The organism is Alteromonas marina (genome assembly GCF_000808575.1).
GTDB lineage: Bacteria > Pseudomonadota > Gammaproteobacteria > Enterobacterales > Alteromonadaceae > Alteromonas > Alteromonas marina_A.
This window is the reverse complement of record NZ_JWLW01000038.1, coordinates 1-242: the sequence shown is the minus strand read 5'-3', so window position 1 is coordinate 242 and position 242 is coordinate 1. Positions and strand designations below refer to the sequence as shown.

General features: G+C 48.3%; 1 pseudogene. It reads right to left on the bottom strand.

Features of this window, described 5'->3' with window-relative positions:
* Positions 1-7: 7 nt before the first annotated feature.
* Positions 8-242, bottom strand: a pseudogene (locus RJ41_RS19270) (IS4 family transposase); the annotation flags it as partial.

Below are 242 nucleotides of genomic sequence, written 5' to 3'. Positions count from 1 at the left end.
ATGCCAGTCAGTTAAGCTGACTGGCATTTTTCTTTTTAGCGGGGTACTTACCCGGTTTAGGTTTAACACATCGCGGATATAACCTGTCTTCTCGGCGTGTCGGTAGCTCGTAGTAAGTCAGCTGATTGATAAGATTTTCATACAACACGGGCAGCTTCCCGGGGCTTGTAAGCCCCGTTGTTAGAAGGAATGCAATCACTGCGCTAGAACACCCGCTGAAGCTTAGCTGATTAGGCCAGATG